General features: G+C 66.0%; 18 protein-coding genes. 8 read left to right on the top strand and 10 right to left on the bottom strand.

Annotated features, from left to right (window positions below; translation table 11 throughout):
* Positions 1 to 11 precede the first annotated feature (11 nt).
* The 4 genes from NO930_RS09510 to NO930_RS09495 all read right to left on the bottom strand — a co-directional run bounded on the left by NO930_RS09510 (position 12) and on the right by NO930_RS09495 (position 4,580).
* Complete coding sequence (locus NO930_RS09510; RefSeq protein WP_137783990.1) at positions 12 to 1,358, bottom strand: oligopeptide/dipeptide ABC transporter ATP-binding protein; 1,347 nt, start codon at positions 1,356 to 1,358, stop codon at positions 12 to 14.
* A gap of 2 nt (positions 1,359 to 1,360) precedes the next feature.
* A complete protein-coding gene (locus NO930_RS09505) occupies positions 1,361 to 2,419 on the bottom strand; it encodes an ABC transporter ATP-binding protein (protein WP_256403290.1) in 1,059 nt (352 codons plus the stop codon).
* 1 nt (position 2,420) lies between these two features.
* Positions 2,421 to 3,263 carry an ABC transporter permease gene (locus NO930_RS09500; protein WP_256403289.1) on the bottom strand — a complete coding sequence of 281 codons (843 nt, stop codon included), beginning with the start codon at positions 3,261 to 3,263 and terminating at the stop codon, positions 2,421 to 2,423.
* Positions 3,264 to 3,473: 210 nt separating this feature from the next.
* Complete coding sequence (locus NO930_RS09495) at positions 3,474 to 4,580, bottom strand: Rossmann-fold NAD(P)-binding domain-containing protein (RefSeq protein ID WP_256403288.1); 1,107 nt, start codon at positions 4,578 to 4,580, stop codon at positions 3,474 to 3,476.
* A gap of 143 nt (positions 4,581 to 4,723) precedes the next feature.
* On the opposite strand from NO930_RS09495, the gene NO930_RS09490 reads away from it, so the two are divergent.
* The gene (locus NO930_RS09490) at positions 4,724 to 6,034 is read left to right on the top strand and encodes an amidase (protein ID WP_256403287.1); all 1,311 of its coding nucleotides are present in this window, start codon (positions 4,724 to 4,726) and stop codon (positions 6,032 to 6,034) included.
* A 121-nt stretch (positions 6,035 to 6,155) separates the two neighbouring features.
* Here the strand turns inward: NO930_RS09490 and NO930_RS09485 are convergent, their stop codons facing one another.
* Positions 6,156 to 7,397, bottom strand: a complete 1,242-nt coding sequence (locus tag NO930_RS09485) for a Zn-dependent hydrolase (protein WP_137783221.1) — start codon at positions 7,395 to 7,397, stop codon at positions 6,156 to 6,158.
* Positions 7,398 to 7,671: 274 nt separating this feature from the next.
* On the opposite strand from NO930_RS09485, the gene NO930_RS09480 reads away from it, so the two are divergent.
* Positions 7,672 to 8,478, top strand: a complete 807-nt coding sequence (locus tag NO930_RS09480; RefSeq protein ID WP_137783220.1) for an IclR family transcriptional regulator — start codon at positions 7,672 to 7,674, stop codon at positions 8,476 to 8,478.
* Positions 8,479 to 8,900: 422 nt separating this feature from the next.
* Complete coding sequence (locus NO930_RS09475; RefSeq protein WP_256403286.1) at positions 8,901 to 9,317, top strand: DUF3830 family protein; 417 nt, start codon at positions 8,901 to 8,903, stop codon at positions 9,315 to 9,317.
* Between the two features lie 481 nt (positions 9,318 to 9,798).
* On the opposite strand, the gene NO930_RS09470 is transcribed toward NO930_RS09475, so the two are convergent.
* Positions 9,799 to 10,563, bottom strand: coding sequence for an SDR family NAD(P)-dependent oxidoreductase (locus tag NO930_RS09470; protein ID WP_137783218.1), 765 nt, complete (start codon positions 10,561 to 10,563; stop codon positions 9,799 to 9,801).
* A gap of 162 nt (positions 10,564 to 10,725) precedes the next feature.
* Positions 10,726 to 11,409, bottom strand: a complete 684-nt coding sequence (locus NO930_RS09465) for an HAD family hydrolase (protein ID WP_256403285.1) — start codon at positions 11,407 to 11,409, stop codon at positions 10,726 to 10,728.
* 162 nt (positions 11,410 to 11,571) lie between these two features.
* Between NO930_RS09465 and NO930_RS09460 the strand changes: the two genes are divergently transcribed.
* Entirely contained in the window at positions 11,572 to 12,711 is a 1,140-nt protein-coding gene (locus NO930_RS09460) for a CBS domain-containing protein (RefSeq protein ID WP_137783216.1), read from the top strand.
* A 56-nt stretch (positions 12,712 to 12,767) separates the two neighbouring features.
* Here NO930_RS09460 and NO930_RS09455 read toward each other — a convergent pair whose 3' ends face one another.
* The 3 genes from NO930_RS09455 to NO930_RS09445 form a co-directional block, all read right to left on the bottom strand.
* Positions 12,768 to 16,409, bottom strand: a complete 3,642-nt coding sequence (locus NO930_RS09455; protein ID WP_256403284.1) for a S8 family serine peptidase — start codon at positions 16,407 to 16,409, stop codon at positions 12,768 to 12,770.
* 83 nt (positions 16,410 to 16,492) lie between these two features.
* Positions 16,493 to 17,200 (bottom strand): DNA repair and recombination protein RadB, encoded by a 708-nt coding sequence (gene radB, locus NO930_RS09450; RefSeq protein WP_256403283.1) that lies wholly within the window; start codon positions 17,198 to 17,200, stop codon positions 16,493 to 16,495.
* Positions 17,201 to 17,408: 208 nt separating this feature from the next.
* The gene (locus tag NO930_RS09445) at positions 17,409 to 17,615 is read right to left on the bottom strand and encodes a cold-shock protein (RefSeq protein WP_004595330.1); all 207 of its coding nucleotides are present in this window, start codon (positions 17,613 to 17,615) and stop codon (positions 17,409 to 17,411) included.
* Between the two features lie 196 nt (positions 17,616 to 17,811).
* Here NO930_RS09445 and NO930_RS09440 point away from each other — a divergent pair, with 196 nt between their 5' ends.
* The 4 genes from NO930_RS09440 to NO930_RS09425 all read left to right on the top strand — a co-directional run bounded on the left by NO930_RS09440 (position 17,812) and on the right by NO930_RS09425 (position 20,580).
* Positions 17,812 to 18,504, top strand: coding sequence for an SCO family protein (locus NO930_RS09440; protein ID WP_256403282.1), 693 nt, complete (start codon positions 17,812 to 17,814; stop codon positions 18,502 to 18,504).
* A complete protein-coding gene (locus NO930_RS09435; protein WP_256403281.1) occupies positions 18,501 to 19,049 on the top strand; it encodes a TlpA family protein disulfide reductase in 549 nt (182 codons plus the stop codon). The genes NO930_RS09440 and NO930_RS09435 overlap by 4 nt, the downstream gene beginning before the upstream one ends.
* Positions 19,050 to 19,092: 43 nt before the next feature.
* Positions 19,093 to 19,758 (top strand): cytochrome c biogenesis CcdA family protein, encoded by a 666-nt coding sequence (locus NO930_RS09430; RefSeq protein ID WP_256403280.1) that lies wholly within the window; start codon positions 19,093 to 19,095, stop codon positions 19,756 to 19,758.
* Positions 19,759 to 19,923: 165 nt separating this feature from the next.
* Positions 19,924 to 20,580: an AIM24 family protein gene (locus tag NO930_RS09425; protein WP_256403279.1), complete on the top strand. Its 657-nt coding sequence runs from the start codon at positions 19,924 to 19,926 to the stop codon at positions 20,578 to 20,580.
* Positions 20,581 to 20,584: the final 4 nt, after the last annotated feature.

Here is a 20,584-nt window from a genome sequence, read left to right as displayed (position 1 = left end):
GGTACGTGCTCTCATTGGTGCTCCGCGTGTGCCACGCTTCCGGTCGCGTCCGATCCGCTGTCACCCGTGGCGTCCGTTCCCCCGCCACCCGCGACCGTCGTTCGGTCGATCTCCGTGTGGTGGTGACACGCGACGTGCCACTCGGGCTCCGCCTCGACCTCCGGCGGAGTGGTCTCACAGACGCTCTCGAACCGCTCGCGAAGGCGCTCGATGGCGAGGTCCTCGTTGCCGTCGGCCAGCGACGTGAGCGCCGAGCGGAGCGTCGACTCGTTTTTCCCGGTGAGTTCGTGGTCGAAGTACTCGCGCTGGACCGCGTCGACGAGCGCCGACCGCTCGTTCACCTCGACGATCTTTTCGATCCGTTCGAGGCCGACCTCCTCGCGTTCGAGGAACTCCCGGAACGACATGATCTCCCGGTACGCCTGCTGGTCGATCTCGATGTCGTCCGGCGGAATGACCTCCGGACACCGGTCTCTGAACCGACACCCCTCGCCGATGTCGATCGGGTCTCGCGGCGCGCCGGACATCTCGGTCCGCTCCCGGTCGTACGTCGGGTCGGGCACCGGGATCGCCGAGACGAGGGCCTCGGTGTACGGATGTTTGGGATCTTCGAGGAGCCGTTTCGTCCGTGCGGACTCGACGAACCGACCGAGGTACATCACCTTCACCGTCTCGGCGATGTACGACACCGTCGAGAGGTCGTGTGAGATGTAGATCATGGAGACGTCGAAGTCGTTGATCAGCTCCTTCATCTTCGTCAACACCGCGGCCTGCGTGGAGACGTCGAGCATCGACACCGGCTCGTCGGCGAGGATGACGTCCGGGTCGAGGATCAGCGCGCGGCCGATGGAGACGCGCTGTTTCTCGCCGCCGCTGAGGTTCGTCGGCTTCCGGTCGAGGTATTTTTCTGCCGGCTGGAGTTCGACCTGCTCTAACACCTCTCGCACCCGCTCCTCTTTGTTCCCGATCCCGTGGATGTCGAGCGGCTCCGCGAGCGACTCCCGGACGGTCATCTTCGGGTTCAGGGAGTTGAACGGGTCCTGGAAGATCACCTGAACGTTCCGCCGGTACTCCTTCCAGTCCGCCTTGTCGAACTCGGAGACGGGAGTCCCCTTGTATACGATGTCCCCGGCCGAGATGTCGTGGAGCCCGATGAGCGTGCGCAACAGCGTCGACTTCCCGCAGCCGCTCTCGCCGATCACGGCGACCGACTCGTTTTCCTGCAGCGTCATCGAGACGCCGTCGACCGCCTGAATCTGGGACGGCTCGCGACGCATGATCATGTCGACGATGTCCGTGTTGCCCTCGAAGTACTTCTTGAGGTTCTTGATCTCCAACACGGGCTGGTTCGCGCTCATGGTCAGTCCACCTCTCCCATCTGTGCGATGCTCTGTGCCCCGGATCCGTCGTCGATCGGGGACGCGTCGGACCGGTACATCTCGTATGCCTCCTCCTTCCGGACGCAGGCGGTGACGTGGCTCGGATCGCCGTCTTCGACGGACTCGGTCGGCGGTGCTCCCTCCCGACACTCCGGCGCGGCCCACGGACAGCGGTCCGCGAAGCTACAGAAGTCGACTTCGCCCATCAGCTCCGGCGGGTGGCCCTCGATCACCTCGAGCTCCCGCTTCGGCTCGCGAATGTCGGGAAACGCCTCCTTGAACATGAACGCGTACGGGTGCCGCGGGTTGGCGTGGACCGCGTCCGTCGTCCCGCGCTCGGCGATCTGGCTCGCGTGCATGATGGCGACGCTGTCACAGGACTCGAAGATCACGCTGATGTCGTGGGTGATCAGAAGCAGGCTGATGTCGAGTTCGTCTTTCAGCCGGTCGAGGTACGTGAAGATCTGGTCTTGCATGATCACGTCGAGCGCCGTCGTCGGCTCGTCCGCGATGACGAGCTCCGGTTCGAGGAACAGCGCGAGCGCGATGATAGCTCGCTGTTGCATTCCCCCGGAGAACTGGTGTGGGTAGTCGTCGATCCGGCTCTCTTGGAGACCGACGATGTCGAACGTCTCCTTGAGCTTGTCCCGGATCTCCTCGTCCGGCAGGTCCGTGTGAACGTTGCCGATCTCGAGCGCCTGCTCGCTGACCCGCTGGAGCGGGTCGAGACTGCTCATCGCGCCCTGCGGAATCCACGAGATCTCCTTCCAGCGGATACGCTGACTGAGTTCTTTGTCGGAGAGGTCTTGTATCTCCTCGCCGCGGTAGGTGATCGTCCCGCTCGATACCTGACCGTTGTCGTCGAGCCCGCCGATGATCGCCTTCGCCAGCGTGCTCTTTCCGGAGCCGGACTCGCCCGCGAGTCCGAAGAACTCCCCTTCGGAGATGCTGAAGGAGGCGTTCGAGGTGGCCGTCAGCATGCCGTCGTCGGTCTCGTACTGTACGGTGAGGTCGTCGACTTCGAGTAGTGGCTCGCTCATGTTAGGCTGCGATCGCGTTGTTTGCGGTCTCACTGTCGCCTCCCTCGTAGCCGCGTCCGAACATGAACGTGGCCAGCACCGTGATCGCGATGAGCAGGCCCGGCGGGGCCGACCACCACCACGCGGTCGACATGTACCCGGAGTTGAACGCGTTCCGGATCATGACTCCCCACGAGGGGATGAACGGGTCGGCGACGCCGAGGAACGTCAGGCTCGCCTGCAGCATGATCGCGTACCCAACCCCGAGCGAGAGGAAGAACACCGCCATCGGGGCCACGTTGGGGAGGATGTGTTTGAAGATGATGTGGGGCGTGCTCGCGCCGCTCGCCTTGGCGACCTGCACGAACGGGTACTGTTTCACCTTCAGCGTCTGCGCCCGGATCACCCGGGCGGCACCGCGCCAGAGTATCAACCCGATCACCATGATCGACGGAATGAACCCCACGCCCAGGAACGTGATGAGCACGATCCCGAACGGGATCAGCGGAACGCCGTACACGAAGTCGGTAAAGCGCATCAACAGCGTCTCGGTGCGGCCGCCGACGTAGCCGGCAGTCACGCCGATGGCGGTCCCGATCGACAGGATCATGCCGCCGCCGATGATGCCGGTGAGGACGGTGGGACGAGCACCGATCAACAGCCTCGTCAGCACGTCGTACCCGTTGAACGTCGTTCCAAGTGGGTGCGCGAGCGACGGGGGTTCCGCCCGAAGCATCTGTCCCGTCTGCGGGTCGAAGTGGATCTCCTCGACGCCGTAGGGAGCGAGCATCGGACCGAATACCCCCATCAGGAGGATGGTGACGAGGATGCCGAAATAGAAGGCGGTCATCCGGTCGTTCACCATCGAGCGGATACCTCCCCAGAGGTTCCTGACGATGTAGTTGTCCCCGACGTTTTTCACACGACTCTGATCAGATATTGCGCGCACTAGCGCGTTATCTGAAACTTTCTTGGCGATATCCATCAACAATCCGGGGGAAACACGCCTACAAAAGTGCTTTGATTAAATCACCTAAAACACACAGGGAGACACACCAACTGATCCGAGTGGTCCTCAGTACGGTGGCCCGAAGTGCGGCTCCGATCGGAGCGACAGCGTTCGTCCGATGCCGTCAGCGACCGCGTTCCGGTACACCTCGATACCCCACGCGACGTCTTCCATCGGCAGCCCGAGCGACGATAGGATCGACCGCCCCGCCGTCGGTTTCGTGTCGGTCCCGGCGGCGAGTTCGTGCAGGGCGCGGACGTCGGAGAGCGCGAGCGGGCCGTCGTCGCTCTCGACGGCGGCGGCGTACGCGGCGGTGAACTCCCAGCCGACCTGCCGCTCGAACTCCAGCGGGTGCCGGCGAACGTCACAGAACACGCGGTCGTCGTCGAACGCGTGCAGGTCGACGCGGAGGTCGCCCAGCTGGATCACGGTCGAGTCGTCGTCGAGCCACGAGGCGTCGATCCGCGGCGGCGGATCCGGCGACGCGGCGGCGACGGTGACGTCTGCGCCGCGGACGGCCCCTCGGATCGAGTCTGTCGCCGTGACCGACGCCGCGAGCCGTCCGTTCATCGCGTCGCGGAAGGCGGTCGCCTTCCACTCGTCCGGGTGGTAGATCCGTATCTCCGCGAGCGACGGCAGGGTCGCGTCGAGCGCGAGCGCCGACGTCTGTCCGACCGCGCCGGGGCCGAGTATCGCCGCGGTCGTCGCGCGCTCGCCCTGTAGGTATCGCGCCCCGAGCGCCGCCATCGCCCCGGTCCGCATACCGCTCACGACCGCCCCGTCCATCACGGTCAGCGGTCGGCCGGTGTCGGGGTCGCTCAAGACGAGCACGGGGCCGGAGCGCGGTGCCGAATCCTCGTCCGGCCGGGCGGTGACGGAGCCGTACCACTTGACGCCGACCGCGTCGATGTCGCCGCCGACGTACGCGGGCATCGCACCGAACCGACTCCCCGGCCGGAGCCGCTCGGCGTCGGGGGCTGCCAGCCCGTCCGGAAACGTCGTCATGTGCCCGTGCAGGTAGTGGCCGTTCTCGCCCATCACCACCCGGTCTCGGTCGTACAGTTCGAAGACGTCGTCCATCCGTTCGACGCAGCGACTCGCGTCCGTCGCGCCGGCCTCGATCGCTGCCTCCTGTGAGAGGAACCGCACCTCGCCGGAACTGTCTGGCTCCATCGTCCGCCGCAAGGACGGAGGCCGGCATAGGTGTTCCGGCGGGAGACGCGAAGCGACGAGGCCCGGGACGAGCGGTCGCTCACGGGGGCGACGAGCATGTAGCGGCAACATATAGCGAATGCGACCGATATACAAGGGATGACGTGACAGCTACTGCCGTGTTACACCAAGAGCCATTGGCGGACGTCGCAGACGACCTGCGGAGCGGGCGGATCGACCTCGACGCGTACGTGGACGAACTCGAAGAGCGGGCTGCGGCCGTCGACCCGGAGATCGAGGCGCTGGTCGCCGAGGAGGGTCGGTGGGAGCGTCTTCGAGACCAGGCGGCCGCGCTCACCGAGCGGTATCCGGACCCCGCCGACCGGCCGCCGCTGTACGGGGTCCCCGTCGGGGTGAAAGACATCTTCCACGTGGAGGAGCTGCCGACGCGAGCCGGCTCCGATCTCCCGCCCGGGGTGATCACGGGCGACGAGGCGGCCGCGGTGACGGCGCTTCGGCGCGCCGGCGCGCTCGTGTTAGGTAAGACGGTGACGACGGAGTTCGCGCACATGTCGCCCGGACCCACCCGGAACCCGCACGACACGGACAGGACCCCCGGCGGGTCGTCCAGCGGGTCGGCGGCGGCGGTCGCGGCCGGGCTGTGTCCGGTCGCGTTCGGGACGCAGACGATCGGTTCGGTGATCAGGCCGGCGGCGTTCTGCGGAGTGGTGGGATACAAGCCGAGCTTCGGCCGAATCTCGACTGAAGGCGTCATCCCGCTGTCGGAGTCCGTCGACCACGTCGGCGTCTTCACGCAGGACACCGCCGGGATGAGCCTCGTCGCGCCTCTGCTCTGTGATTCGTGGCGGACGCTGCCCGCGCCGACGGAGCGTCCGACGATAGGCGTCCCGGACGGCGCGTACCTCGAACAGGCCTCAGATACCGCACTCGACGCGTTCGAGGACCACCTCGACGCGCTGACCGCGGCCGGGTACGACGTGGTCCGCGTCGACGCGATGTCCGACATCGACGCCGTCAACGAGCGGCACAAGCGGCTCGTCGCCGCCGACGCCGCCGTCGCACACGAGGACTGGTACCGCGAGTACGGCGAGCGGTACGCCGACGAGACGAGCGACCTGATAGTAGAGGGGCTGGAGGCGACGATGGAGACGGTCGCGGTCGGGCGACGGAGTCGGGGCGAACTCCGCGGTGACCTGACCGACTCGATGGACGACTGTGGGATCGATCTGTGGATCGCGCCGGCCGCGCCCGGATCGGCCCCGGAGGGAATCGACAGCACGGGCGACCCGGTAATGAACCTCCCGTGGACGCACGCCGGCCTCCCCACGGTCACGGTCCCTGCGAGCACGACGGACGAGGGGCTTCCTCTCGGCGTTCAGTTCGCGGGTCGACTCGGCGCCGACGAGGACGTGCTCCGGTGGAGTCACGGCGTCTCGGACGCGCTCTCGGCCTGAGAACTCGACTCGACGCAGGCCTCCTCGTCCGCGGAGGGCGAGGGCGGCTCCGTCGCGATGATATAGATCAGGCGCGTGCTCTTCGTCTCAGGTGCGCGCTCTTCGTCTTCTATCGGAACGGCTAGTCAGCCGTCGACGTCGCGGTCGCGAGTACGGCGTTCGCGACGGTGTTCGCCGCCCTATAGCAGTCGTCCCAGCTCGTGAACTCCTCGGGCGTGTGACTCTTTCCGCCCTCGCTGACCGCGAAGACCATCGCGGTGTCACACACCTCGTTGACGTGAGAGGCGTCGTGGTTCCCGCCGCTCAACAGACGCATGCTCTCGTAGCCGAACTCGTCGGCGACGTCTTGGACGGTCTCGACGCACCGGTCGTCGAACTCGGCGCTTCTGGTCCGGGCCGTTTCCTCGATTTCGCACTCGACGCCCTCTCGGTTTGCGGCCGCCTCGGCCTCCGAGGACAGTCGGTCGACCGCTCGGTCCACCACTTCGTCTGTCGGATCGCGGACGTCCCACGTCACCGTGGCCGTCTCCGGAATGATGTTGATCGAATCGGGCGTCACGCCGACGGAGCCGACCGTGGCGACGGTCCGCTCACCGAGCCGACCGGGGAGTCGTCTGATGTGAGCGAGTAGCTCGGCCGCCGGCACGCTCGCGTCGTGACGCAGGTGCATCGGCGTGCTCCCGGCGTGGTTGGCTTCGCCCGTGAACGTCACCTCGCCCCACGAGAGTCCGACGACCCCGGTCACGACGCCGACGTCGTTCTCGCTCTCGTCGAGGTAAGGACCCTGTTCGATGTGGAGTTCGAAGTAGGCCTCGTACGGTTCGGCGGGTTCGACGGGGGCGTCGCCTCGGTAGCCGATGCGCTCTAGCTCGTCGAGCAGGCGAACGCCGTCGCGGTCGGTGCGGTCGTACTCGGTCTCCAGATCGAACTCGCCAGACCACACGCCGCTTCCCTGTAGCCCGGGCTGGAACCGTGACCCCTCCTCGTTGGTCCAGTTGACTATCTCTATCGGGTGGGCGGTCTCAGCGTCCTCGTCGTCGAGTGTCCGGAGGAGTTCGAGCGCCGCGACGACGCCGAGCTGTCCGTCGTAGATGCCGCCGTTGGGCTGTGAATCGAGGTGCGAGCCGATCAGGACAGGGGACGCGTCGGGATCCGTTCCCGAACGCCGACCGAAGACGTTGCCGAACGCGTCGACCCGGACGGTCAGATCCAGCGCTCGAAGCTGTTCGACGAACCAGTCTCGCACGGCCTTGTCTTCGTCGGAGAGCGCGAGTCGGTGTAGCCCGCCGTCGTCTGTTCCGCCGATCGCCGCCTGCGTTTCCATCGCATCCACGAGGCGGTCTCTGTTGAGTGCAACCGTCACAGGTGCGTCAACAGGGACCACGATAATAACCGTATCGCTCATCACAGTAACCAGACTGCCGGTGTCCGTCCGTTCCGGTGTCATCGTCGTGTTCAGCCAGTCAGAACGGGTATGGCCCCGATCTGCGGGAAAGTGTGGTTCTACAGGGTTGTTCGAATTGTATCTGAATAAACGATCGTCTCTATTCGGAATCTATACCGAGTAATAGGTGTGATACAGAGTATTATTCCGTATATGCGAACAGTTAACACAGGCGCCGGCGGTTGATCGCCGTATGAACGACGCTGCCACGAGGGAGAACGCGGGGACGCGGAGGTCAGTGTCGAGGGCGATCGAGATAGTCGACACCCTCGCCCGTCGGGGAAGCCTAGGTGTGACAGACCTCGCCGGGGTGCTCGACCTCTCGAAGAGCACCGTTCACGCATATCTGAAAACGCTGGAGCAGTCCGGCTACGTGGTCAGAGACGGCGAAAAGTACGCGCTCGGGTACGAGCTGTCGCTTTTGGGAGAGTCGGTCAGGAATCAGAGTCAGCTCTATCAGATAGCTCGTGACGAGATCGACGATCTCGCGGCCGAAACCGGACTGTACGCACACCTCACGGTTGTGGAGAACGGACGCGGGGTCAATCTGTATCAGGCGAAAGGCGAAGACGTCGGGCGATATGACTACCAGACTGAGAAGATACAACGGCCCGAGCCGCTACACGTGACCGCCACGGGCAAAGCGATACTCGCGTCTCTCTCACGGGAGCGCGTCGAGTCGATACTCGATCGGCACGGACTGCCCCAGCGTACACCACACACGATCACCGACAGAGACGCGCTCTTCGAGGAATTGGCGGCGATCGACGAGCGGGGGTACGCGTACAACGACGAAGAAGAGGTCGAGGGGTTCCGAGCCGTGGGTGCGCCGATATGCGGACAGGACGGCGAGGTTCTGGGAGCACTGAGTGCGTCCGGCCCGACGAGCATCCTCCGCGGCGATTTCTTCCGCGAAGAGACCAGGGACGCCGTGACTCGGACCGCGAATCTGATCGAAGTGACGATCACCATGTCGAACACGTTCCCCTCGAACTCCTGAAGGGCCACACCAACCGTGATACGGAGTGCCAAGGAACTGTTCAGTCTGTGCGAACAGACACGCGGACCGGCTTTCCGTCAGTCACTTTCCTGAATCGCACCGCTGAGTGCGGATACATCTGCATCCCGAACGCCGGCGGGCCAAGCCGGTTCTCGGCGGAACCGAAGACGACGTCTCGCGACGTTCGTTGATGCTCATTACAAACGTACGAGTGTAATTTCGAGGCGGCAGCGCGTGCTGTTCGCATATGACGAACGTATGGATAGACTTCGTCGAACTCGCCGCACACTCACCAGAGGGCGGTATATTTTTAACAGATAACGATATTGTTCGGATTGGTGGTAGAGTGAGTATCTTCGCTCCACGTCCGTATCGCTCCCGCCGCGGGTCCGGTGAGCCACCACAAGAGACGAACACAAACTATGTTATCGATAAACATCGACGGAACGACGTTCACCGCAGATCTCCACGAGGATCGAGCGCCGGAGTCGGTCGCGGCCGTTCGCGAGTTCCTGCCGCTCGAATCGGAGATCATGCACGTCCGCTGGAGCGGCATCGCGACCTGGATCGACATCGACGAGATATCCCTCCCCGAGATCCCCCGAGAGAATCACACGGTTTACCCGTCGCGTGGGGAGCTCCTGTTGTACCCGGGGTATCGCAACGAACAAGAGATCCTCCTCCCGTGCGGGCCGACCTGCTTCAAGAGTCCGGCGGGCGAACTCGCCGGCAACCACTTCGCGACGGTAACGGCGAGCGCCGAGGCGTTGCGAGAGATCGAACGGGCCACGCTTCGCGACGGCGTCCACGACGTCCGGATCAGCGAGGTCGACCGGTAGCGGCTGGGTAACTTCGCGACAGTGCTCACGACGGAAGTACCGACGCACGTAGCAATAAGTACCATATACAAATATAGTCTGTATTTCTGGTATTTTTGACGCACGAAACGAGCGCCACGCCACAGATACTGCGGGCCTCCGTAGCCGATAGAGAGACTCATTCAGAGTCAGTGCCTCTAAGAGACACTATCCGCTCTACGGCTGCATACTGTTTCGGTGTTCGATTCGCAGATCATTGCACGAATTCGTACGAGATTAGTTGTACTTACTGACCCAATAATCGATATATATGAGTTCTTTGCTACGTTAATCAATATATTTACCTACGTATGTGCGTAAATAGCCACATATAGTCAGATTCAGAGAACCGTTTCGACTGCGCTGAGCGTTCGACAGTCAGAATAGTAAAAATACAGTTAGAAACAAATTATACTAAATATACTGTTAGAAAAGTCTGTTCTCGATTATTTCTGATATCGACTCATCGTTGCTGGTCGGTCGGCCGGACGAGCATCTCGTTGACGCTGACGTGCTGGGGTTGAGTCACCGCGTACGTGATCGCGCGTGCGATGTCTTCGCTCTGGAGCGGCGTCATCGAGTCGAGGAGACCTTCTTCGAGCTGTGCTTTGATCTCGTCGTCCGGGATGTGCTCCGGGAGTTCGGTGTCGACCGCGCCCGGTTCGATGATCGTCGTTCGGACGCCCTCGGCGGTGACCTCCTGACGGAGGGCCTCGGTGAACGCGTTGACTCCGAACTTCGTCGCGTTGTATCCCGAGCTGTTCGCGTTCGCGTTCCGGCCGGCCGTCGACGAGACGTTGACGATGTGGCCAGCGCCCTGTTCTTGCATCACCGGAAGGGCGGCGTGAGTGAGGTTCATCAACCCCAGAAGGTTCACTTCGACCATCTGCCGGAAGTTCGCGCGGTCGGCGCGCTCTACGGGTTCCAAGAGCATCACGCCCGCGTTGTTCACGAGGACGTCGATCGATCCGAACGCGTCGAGCGTCGACTCGACGAGCGCGTCGATGTCGGCTTCCTCCGTGACATCGGTCGGGACGGACAACGCCGTTCCGCCGTCCGCTTCGATGCGGTCGGCGAGCGCGTCGAGTTCGTCCTCGCGACGGGCAGCGAGGACGACGCTCGCGCCCCGAGAAGCGAGGGCTTCGGCCGTGGCCTCTCCGATTCCGGACGACGCGCCGGTCACGATCGCTACCCGTCCGTCGAGGTCGGAACTGAGATCCGTTGACATCGTCGTCCGCGACGGGACAGGACGAGATAACCGTGATGCTAGCAGTACCGAACAGTGCTACCGACACACGTATCCCGCGAGACTATGCGGGGCTGACGTTCGGTCTGACTGCGGCGATTCGGCAGCGCGAGACTCTCGCGGGCGGCGTCGATACGGTCGGATCTACTCCTCGGGGCCGTCGTCCACGGGCGCACGTCCGCAGATGCTCACGAGGTCGTGAAGGTCGTCGATCTCGTAGGTCGGGTGACAGGTGAGCTCCGTCGATCGGCGGTGGGGTCGCCGGATGAACGCGGAGTCGATGCCGGCGTTGTCGGCCGCGCGGATGTCGGACTCGTTGTCGCCGACGAATATCGCCGTCTCGGCGTCGAGCGCGTCGAGCGCGCGTTCGAGGTAGTACGGCGACGGCTTCTTCCGTGAGAGGCTCGCTATCGACGGTTCCCGTCCGTACGCGACCTCGAACCGGCCGGACAGTCCGAAGTGGTCGAGGACGGCCTCGACCGTCTCCTGCTGGTTCGAGGAGACGACGCCGAGCGAGGCGTCGAGGTAGCGAAGGGCGTCGACGTCCTCGTACGGGGTCTTCTGTCCCCGGCGTGCGGCGGCGATCTGTGCTGCCGCCGCGACCTCGTCGCGGATGCGCCAGAACTCGGTCGGATCGAGGCCGTACCGCTCGCAGATCGCCGATAGCGTCGCGGGGTCGACGCCCACGGCGATGTCGTCGACGTGGGCCAGATCCGGGTCTTCGACGCCGGCGCTCACGAACGCGTCCCACGCGGCCTCCCGGAGCGTGTCGAACGAGGTCCGTCCGACGAGAACTCCGTCCTTGTCGAGGACGACGGCGTCGTACACGTGCCAGTATCCGTCGGTAACCGGCAAAAACCTTTCACTATTCGGAGTACGCGCAGTTCGAGGCCTCAGGCGGCCGGACACCGCGTCGAGAGGGAGTGTCTCACTCGACGCGACGACTCCCGCACTTTCAATACCCGGCCCGTCGAACTTCCGAACTGGACCATGGACATCGTTGATATTGCAGCGCCGGAATACGTCGAGGTGGAGGTCGATGAGCGGCTCGCGAAGGTCCGTTCTATCTTCGAGCGGGAGAATCCGAAAGGGATCGTCGTCGTGGAAGACGGCGAGTACGCGGGCGTCGTCGGAGAAAAACAACTCATGCGCTCGCGGATGGAAGACGACACGAAAGTGTCGGCCGTAATGAAGCCCGCCCCGTCCGTCGACCGGCACGAGGACGTCCGCGAGACGGCGCGGCTCCTCGTCGAAGGCGACGTGAAGATCGCACCCGTGTACGAGGGCGAGAAGCTGTACGGGATCATCACGGTCGACCAGATCCTAGAGGCCGTCATTGACAGCCTCGACGCGATCACCGTCGCCCAGATCGCGACCGAAGACGTGATCGGGATCAACGAGAAGGACAGCGTCGGAAGCGCGATCAACCGCCTCCGCGAGAACGGGATTTCGCGGCTGCCGACGCTCGACGAGGACGGACAGCTCGTCGGCGTCGTCACCACGAACGACATCGTCGAGTTCGTCGTCCGCGACCAGGAGCGACAGGGCAGCGGCGACCGCGCCGGCGACATCGACCGGATGCTCGACATCCCCGTCTACGACATCATGTCGAGCCCAGTCGTCACGGCGACCGCCGACGAGACCGCACAGGCCGTCGTCGAGCGGATGTTCGACAACGACATCTCCGGGCTGGTCGTCACGCCAGACGACGCCGACACCGTCGCCGGGATGGTGACGAAAACGGACGTGCTGCGCGCGCTCACGTTCACCGAGCAGGACTCGATGGACGTCCAGATCACCAACGTCGAGCTGCTCGACACGACCAACCGGGAACACATCGTCGAGTCCATCGAACAGGTCGCGGACAAGTACGCCGCGATGCAGGTCATCCACGCGCACGTCCGCTTCCACGCGCACAAAGAGAAGCTCCGCGGCACGCCGCTCATCCAGTGTCAGATCCGGCTCCGGACGAACGAGGGGCAGGTCGGCGGCTCCGGTGAGGGGTACGGCGCGGAACACGCCTTCCACGTCGCGCTCGATAAGCTGGAGCGGAACGTCCTAGAGATCAAGGGCGTCAACGCCGACGAGGAGTACCGCGGGCAGCTCCTCCGCAAGCTCGGCGAGTTGTAGCCGGGACTCCTCCGTTTCGCCGCGCCTGAGACGGCGTCTGTGGACGCTCGCACCGATCACACTTCTCGCCTCGCGAGCAGCGCAGCCACGAGCAGTGCGGCGACGCCGACCGCGCCACCGAATCCGGGGACGCTCCCGTCGGTCGTCGCCGACCCGCCACCCGACTCGCCCCCACCGTCCACGTCACCGGATCCGGCCTCGGTTTCGGCTCCATCGCCGGCGGCGTTTGCGCCGCCGGCCGAGTCGTCCGTCTCGTCATCTCCGTCGGTGGCGTCTACCGGCGTATCCTCGCCCGCGTTTTGATCGGATTCGTCCGGGTCCGCCGTCTCGTTCGCGGTGGTGTTCTCCGGTTCGTCCGGTTCGTCGGTGGTGGGCGGAGCGATTCCGCCGCCACCACCTCCGCCACCGCCTCCGCCGCCGCCCCCTCCGCCTCCGCCGCCGGCCGTCGTCTCCTCGTCCACGCTCACGACCGAGAATGAGCGGGTCCGCGTGTCATGGGGTGTCTTCGCGGTCGCGTCGTACTGACCAGTCGAGGCGTCGTCCGCGACCGAAACGGAGAACGTCGTCGTCCGGCTCTCTCCTACGGGCACGCTGGAGAACGTGCGTGACTGTGAGCTTCCGCTCGGAGAGACGTCGAGCGAGACGGTCACGTCCCCGCGCGACCCGCCGGTGTTCTCGATCGTGACCGCGAAGTCGCCGCCGGAGCCCCGTTCGATCTCACTCGGCCCGGTGAACTCTGTGATGTCGAACTCCGGCGGGAGCGAGAGCGTGAAGTTCACGTCAGCCGAGCCGTTCGCCGACAGCGATACCGTTCGCCGCTCGTCCGCGTACCCGTCGGCCGACGCGGTCACGCGGTACTCGCCGCGATCCGTTTCAAGCGAGTATTTCCCTTCGGAATCGGTCGTGTCGGATGCCGTCCCGGCGGTCACCGTCGCGTCTGCGATCGGGTCTCCGCTGTCCGCCGCGGTCACGCCGCCGGAGAGCGTGGCGGGCAGCGGATCGAGTTCGATCGGCCGGGAGGTCGTACGGTTCGGTTCGATCGCCACGCCCGTCGCGTTCGCCGAGGCGAAGTCCGTCGCGTTCACGGAGAGGGTGTGCGTCCCCGGCCTGAGGGGCGTCTCGTACGCCCCGTCGTCGGTCGCCGTCACCGTCGCGACGGTCGCGTTCGTCTCGTTTCGGACCGTTACGGTCGCGTCCGTCGGCCCCGCCAGCCCGTCGGTCGCGCCGACGACGCCCGCGAGGGTGCCGTTCCGGAGCGCGAGCGAGAGGTTCGCGGTCGCGGTGTCCCCGGACCCGTTCAGACCGACGGTCGTGGTCGCCGGCGCGTACGTCGCGTTGCTCGCCGTGACGTTCAGGTCCGCCGCCGGCACGTCGACCGCGTACGCTCCGCGGGCGTCGGTCGCCGTCTCTCCGACGACCTCGGTGCCGTTCCGGACGACGACGTCGACGTCCGCGAGCGTCGCGCCCGTCGCCTCGTCGGTGACGGTGCCGTTAACCGTGCCGACGGCCGCGGCGACTCGGACCTCAGCCGCCGCCTCGTCGTCCGGCGACGCGACCGACAGCGTCGTCACGCCGGTACCGAACGCGTCCGGGACCGTCCCGTTCAGCGTCACGCTCGCGGCGTCGCCCGAGTCGAGCGAGACGTTCGCGTCGTCGAGCGTTCGGGTGTCGCTCGCGTTTTCGGGGTCCGTCAGCCGAAGCGAGACGGTTCGGTTGTCGCCGGCGACCACGCCCCAGTTCGTCGCGTTCGCCGTCGCTTCGAGCGTCGCGTTCCGCTCTACTATCGCGGGCGCGGAGACGTTCGTCACCTCGTAAAACGCCGTGTCGACGACGTCGACGTCGGCGGTCGCGTTCGAGTCGTCGGTGTACACGCCGTGCTCGTAGGTCACGTTCGTCGGCGTGTCGGCGGGAACGGCGTATTCGAACGACACCGTCGTCTCCTCACCGGGGTCGAGAGAGACGGTCGTTTCGTCGCCTGAGGTGCCGTTGAACCGGTAATCGACGGTTCCAGACCCCGGATCGAGCCCGGTGTTGTTGACCGTCGCGGTCGCCTCGATCGTCGCCCCCGGCGCGGTCTCCGCGGGTGCCTCGAAGCTCGTGACCGTCAGGTTCGAGTCAGGTTCCGTGATCGCCGACACCGCGGCGTACGCGTCGACGATCCCGGTTCCGTAGTCCGTGTCCGGGTCCGTGGCGTCCGAGGGGTGGTCGGCCGTGTCCCGGAGCGTGTCGTACAGCTCGTTGCCACCGACGTCCCGCGTGCTCGCCGAGATCATGAGGGCCGCGACGCCGGAGGCGTGTGGGGCCGCCATCGAGGTACCTGATTTCATTCCGTAGGTGCCGCCGGGCTCTGCCGAGTACACGTCGACTCCCGGTCCCGTCACGTCTGGAACGACGTACTCGTCGGGCCACTCTGCGGGGGCGTCGCTACCCCACGCGTCGCTCGTATCGACCCGTTCGCCACCCGAAAAGGAGGCGACGTCGCGGTTCGAGTCGACGGCTCCGACGGCCAGAGAGTCGTATACGTTTCCGGGGGTACTCGACGGGTCGGTGTCGTGATTCCCCGACGACGCAACGACGACTTTTCCCGCACTCCGAGCGTTCCTGACCGGATCGATGAACTCCGAGTAGTATCCGTCGGCACCGAGGCTCATTTGGAGCACGTCCACCTCCGAATCCTCCGTCGCGTGTTCCATGCCGCCGAGGATGCGCGTGAACGTCGTCGATCGTTCGTCGCCGGGAAACACCTTGATAGCGTGAACCGTCGCGTTCGGGGCGACGCCGATCGCGGTCCCACTCGCGTTGCCGCCGGCGACCGACCCGGCGACGTGCGTCCCGTGGCCGTTCAGGTCGTACGGAGTGTCGCTGGTCTGGTTAACGTCGCCATTCTCGTCGATCTCCGCCCACCCGGTCACCCTCAGGTCCGGGTGGTCGGGGTCGACCCCGGTGTCGAGTACGGCGACCGTCGCGCCCCCTCCCCGAGTGTCGAACTCCGCCCACACCTCGGGCGCGCGAACCATCTCGACGCCGTAGGTCGCGTCGACCGACGCGGTGGAGACGGTCTGGGCGGTCGGCGTCGGCGAGTCGAGCGAGCCGGCCGTCGGTCCGGTCCCGCCACTCCCCGCGCTCGCCGCCGCGGAGTCGAGTTCGACGCGGAAGTTCTCGTGGACGCGCTCGACGCCGGGAACGTCGAGGAGCCGGTCGATCGGCACGCGGTCGGTGTCGACCGTGACCAGCTTCGCGTTCGCGAGCCAGAATCCCCGGTCTACCGAGATCGCACCGTTACCAGCCGCAAATCGGTCGAACTCGGCCTGCGCCCCGGCGGCGTTCGTTTTGAGGTCGGCCGTCGAGACGCCGGTCCCTCCGTTCGCCCGGCTCCGTTCGATCTGTGCGGTGTCCTCGAACCGCACGACGACCTCCACCGTCCCGTTCGCCGACCGGAGTCCGGGTCCGATCGCGTTCCGGCCGGTGTGTGAGCCCCCGTCGACGGCAGCCGCGAGCGAGACGGACGGTGCGGTCGCTTCGTCGCCGACGGCGTCGTCCGCTCCCGCCCCGATACCGTCCCCGTCGGCGGCGACATCCGTGCCGCCGATCGGTTCGAGACCGGCCGCGACCGCCGCCGGCGTGACGGCCGCCGCGAGGACGCACGCGACGACGAGAACCACGACCGCGGGCGGTATGCGGCCCCTCCGATCGCTCATTGGAAGGTGGGCGGTCGCGGCGAGGTTAAATTTCACGGCTCACGTGAAGCCAAAAATGACAGTCGGACGGTACGAATCGCCGATCAGGCGTCGGTTCCCTCGGCGAGGCCGTCGGCCACGATCCTGAACGTGGCCGACTCGCCGGCGGGTTTCGACCGGTGTTTCTCCAGCGTCGCCCGGCGGTTCCCTCCCCTAAACCGGTCGACTCGGACGATCGCACCGGTCCAGTGGTTGAGGGTGTTGCCGCCGAGCGCGCGGTCTCGGTCGCTGTCGGGATCGCTGAACACCTGGTTCGTGATCACGACGGCCAGATCGTGTCTGCGGGCCAGAGAGAGGAGGTGCGTCACCTGTTTCGCCACCGCTCGGAGAGAATCGCCCGTCTCGGCGTCGTCGGCGCGTTCGAGACGGTAGAAGCCGGTGGCGGAGTCCACGACGATCAGGTCGACTTCCGGAGCGAGCTCCGCCGCGTCGCGGACCGCCTCGCGCTGGTCGTCGAAGTCGTACGCCTCCGTGATGATCACCCGAGAGGCGATCTCCTCGACCGTCTCGTCGGCGTCCGGGCGGTCCAGACGTCCGGACGCCACCTGCTCGAACCGGTCGATAGAGAGTCCCTCGGTGTCGACGTATAGCGCCCGGTCGCCGCGAGCCGCGACCTCGACCGCGGCCGCGAGCGCGAGATTGGTCTTTCCCGCCGCCGGCGGTCCGTACACCTGCGTGACGACGCCGCGCTCGAACCCGCCGTCCAACAGGTCGTCGACCGGACCGCAGCCGGTCGGGATCGGATCGGTCACGTCGGAGTCTCACTCGCCCTCGTATTTAAACGGTCGATCGCGGTGAGCCGTGTGCTGGCGAGGACGGAACACGATCCACGTGCTGTCGGGGACGAAACACGATGCGTCTTCGCGGCCGCGAACCGAGGGATGTCACTCGGGGTGTGGAGAGTACGTGAGAAATCGGAATCGGTCGCCGATCGCGTCGAGCGACGCCGGAATCCGGTAGTTAGTTGCGGACGAGGTTCGTCGCGCGGGGTCCCTTGGGCGAGGACTCGATGTCGAACTCCACTTCCTGACCCTCTTCGAGGTCCGGGCCGCCGACGTCTTCCATGTGGAAGAACACGTCTTCGTCGTCGTCGAGGTCGCCGTCGTCAGTCGAGATGAAACCGTAGCCGCCAGTGTCGTTGAAGAAATCAACCTTACCGTTTGCCATTGCAAACAAACGTACCGCCCGTTGGGGGATAACCCTTGCGAGGGTCACGGTACCACGACCTGTGGCGGCCGATCGTCACGCTCGGTGACCGACGTTCGACACGGTCGGGGAGCGCAGATCGCGGAGATCGGTTGTGCTCATCGCGTGCGATCAGCCGCGAGGTTCATTTACGAGCGTCCACGAACCCACCGTAACAATGGATCGCCGCACGTACCTTCGATCGGTCGCCGGTGCGACCGGCGTCGCCGCCAGCGCTGCGACCGCCGGCTGTCTCGGAGCGCTCGGGTCCTCCGGAGCCGAGGGAACGGTGCTCGGCCCTCCCGAGCAGGACCTGAGCGAGGCCTCACATCCCAGCTACGGAGACGAAATGCCGAACTTCACCGTCCCCGATCCGATCGCCGGCGAGGACGTCACCGTCGCGGACTACGAGGGCGAGCGCGCGGTACTGTGGACCTCCTTTTACACCAACTGTCCCGACGGCGTCTGCCCGGCGCTCATCCTCCGGCTCCGCAGGGCGCAGGCGGCCGCCGCCGAGGGCGGGTACGGAGACGAACTCGGGCTCCTCGCGCTCACGTTCGACCCCGAGCGAGACACCGCCGACGTGCTCCGCGAGTACGCCGGCCAGCAGGGCGTCGACTTGGACGCCGGCAACTGGCACTTCCTCCGACCGGAGAGCTACGAGGCGGGCCAAACGCTGCTAGACGAGAAGTTCGGACTCGTGATCGAGAAGACCGACTCGCCGTACGAGAACCTGGAGTACCAGTTCCCTCACTACGGGCTGATACTCCTCGCGAACAAGCAGGGGATCGTCGAGCGCGCGTACCCGAGAGGGCCGCAGACGGACATCGAGGCGCTCGTCGAAGACGTCGAGCGGGTGGTCACCGCGTGAGGCGTCGCCACCTCCTCGCCGGGCTCGCGAGCGTCGGCGCACTCGGTGGCGCGGGCGCGGTCGCGACCGGGAACTCTCCCGCTGCACTGGGGATCGGAGGCGACGGCGCAGAGCCCGTCGAACCGGTGACGCTCGCCACGATCGACGCGCCCGGGAGCCGCGACGGAGAGGTGAGGCTGCCCGCGGACGGACGGCCCACGTTCGTCGACTTCTTCGGCACGTGGTGTCCGCCGTGCGCGGAGCAGATGCCGGCCTTGGGAGAGGCACACGACCGCGTCGGCGACGAGGTGTTGTTCGCCTCGGTGACGACGGAGGACGTCGGCGGGTCCGTGAGCGAGTCGGACGTCGCGGACTGGTGGCGCGAACACGACGGCGACTGGCTCGTCGCCGCAGACGTCACCGCCGAGCTGGCGGCGAAACTCGACGTGGGGGGGTACCCCACCGCGGTCGCGCTCGACGCCGACGGACGGATCGCGTGGAGCGACTCCGGCGTCCACACCGCGGACGAACTCGTCGCCGGCATCGAAGCGGCACGGAACCGATGAACTCCCCGCACCTCCGTCGCGGCCGCGGCGATCGGCCACTCCGATGACCGACGTCTCGCTCGCGACCAACGTCCCGTTCGCGCTGGCCGCCGGCGTGGCGACGTTCTTCTCGCCGTGCGCGTACCCGCTGTTGCCCGGGTACGTCGGCTTCTACGTGAACTCCGTCGACGCCGAGAGCGCGTCGGTGCTCGGCGCGGGGGTCCGCGGGGTCGCGGCCGCCGTGGGCGTGCTCGCGACGTTCGCGCTGCTCGCGGGCGCGACCGTCCGCGTCGGGTACTCGACGCTCTCGAACATCACCGTCTTCGAGACGCTCGTCGGCGCGCTGCTCGTCGTCTTCGGGCTGCTCGTGGCCGCCGATCGGGCTCCGTCGCTCTCTGTCCCGCTCCCGAAGCGCCGCGCCGGCGTGCTCGGTTTCGGCGTGTTCGGGGCGGGATACGCCCTCGCCGGTGCCGGTTGCGTCGCACCGGTGTTCCTCGGCGTCGTCGCCCGCGCGATCGCGCTGCCGACGGAGACTGCGGTGCTCATCGTCGGCGTCTACGCCGGCACCGTCGCCGTCCTGATGGCCGCGACGACGGTCGCGACCGGCGTCGGTCTCGTGAGCAACGCGAACCGGGTGATGTCACACGCCGGAACCCTGAAACGGATCGCGGGCGCGGTGATGGTGATCGCGGGCGTCGGCCAGCTGTACCTCGCGCTCGTCGTCTACTGAGGGAGACACGCTCTACCGACTGTCGATGCGGATCGGGGCTGTCGATACGGCCGAGCACCGAGACCGCCGCCACGGCATGCCCACCATTAAAATACGATACGGGAGAATCATCACGCAGCCGAACCCGACGGCACACAGCCGGCACAGACGGTTCGGTCCCCGCACATGAAACTCGATCAGTTCACCGCCGCGAACGCACCGACGGACAGCGCAGAACCCTTCCAGCGCGAGAACAGCTACACCCTCGACGTCGACGTCGACGGCACCGTGATGGCGAAGGCCGGATCGATGATCGCGTACACGGGCGACGTGTCGTTCACCGGAAAGGCCTCCGCCGAGGGAGGAATTACCGGCTTCCTCAAGCAGGCAGCCACCGGTGAGGGGACGCCGATCATGGCCGTCGAGGGAGCGGGTCACGTCTACTTCGCCGACGGCGGCAAGAAGGTACAGGTCCTCGAACTGGACGCCGGCGAGTCGATCACGGTCAACGGCGAGGACGTGCTCGCGTTCGAGGAGTCGCTGTCGTACGAGATCAGCACGATAGACAGCCTCGCCGGCTCGTTCGCCGGCGGCTTCAGCAACGTCTACCTCCAAGGCCCCGGCTACGTCGCAGTGACGACCCACGGCGACCCGATCGTCTTGGAACCCCCGGTCGCGACGGACCCCAGCGCGACCGTCGCGTGGAGCGGCACCTCGCCGAGCGTCGAGGTGAACCGCAGCCTCTCCGACATGGTCGGTCAGGAGTCCGGCGAGCGATACCAGATGCGCTTCGACGACTCCGACGGGGTCGTCGTCGTTCAGCCGTACGAAGAACACGTCTGAGTGC

The organism is Halorubrum salinum (genome assembly GCF_024494575.1).
Taxonomy (GTDB): Archaea; Halobacteriota; Halobacteria; order Halobacteriales; family Haloferacaceae; genus Halorubrum; species Halorubrum salinum.
This window is presented reverse-complemented; position numbering and strand designations above follow the sequence as displayed.